Source organism: Mesotoga sp. HF07.pep.5.2.highcov, from assembly GCF_003666285.1.
GTDB classification, from domain to species: domain Bacteria; phylum Thermotogota; class Thermotogae; order Petrotogales; family Kosmotogaceae; genus Mesotoga; species Mesotoga prima.
Genome location: NZ_JFHJ01000469.1, coordinates 1 through 604, shown reverse-complemented (window position 1 = coordinate 604; position 604 = coordinate 1). Strand labels below are relative to the sequence as shown.

At 44.0% G+C, this 604-nt stretch carries 1 pseudogene; it reads left to right on the top strand.

The annotated features are described in order from the left end of the window. Positions 1-454, top strand: a pseudogene (locus tag BG32_RS09845) (LD-carboxypeptidase); the annotation flags it as partial. Positions 455-604 lie beyond the last annotated feature (150 nt).

The following is a 604-nucleotide window of genomic DNA, read 5'->3' as shown; positions in this document are numbered from 1 at the left end:
AAAAACGATCTGCTTCAACTACCAGTCAATTCCTGTGATCGCCGGGAAGATGACTGGCAGGTTGATCCCGGCCAATCTTTCTCTATTCCAGGCTCTTCAGGGGACAGAGTATTTGGGTTCACTAAAAGATGCAATTCTCGTTCTTGAAGATGTGAGCGAGACCAAAGAGTCGCTGGAAAGAATGATCTGGAATATTGCACATCTTGACGAATTTTCATCTTTAAGAGGTGTGGTATTCGCTGGATTCACAGAAATAAAAAATGGAGACCTCGATGATATAAAACGAATGATCCACGACTATTTCCTGGGAAAGGAAATACCTGTTTGGATTGGTCTACCGAGTTATCATGGGGACTTCCCGAAAGTCGTTCTTCCGGTTGGCCAGTGGGTTGAAATCGACATGGAGAAGGGCACGATCGAAATACTTCCGGTTCCTGAAGCAAAGATCAAATAAAGAGAAGAGCGTCGGAAAACGCTCTTCTCCCTCTATATTTGTTCTATTCTTTACTGATCATTCACTGAAGTAGTGTCTAGCGGCATGATAGATGGCAATTGCTCCATCTGCTGCCGCGGTTACTATCTGTCTGACTTCCTTTTCTCTTAC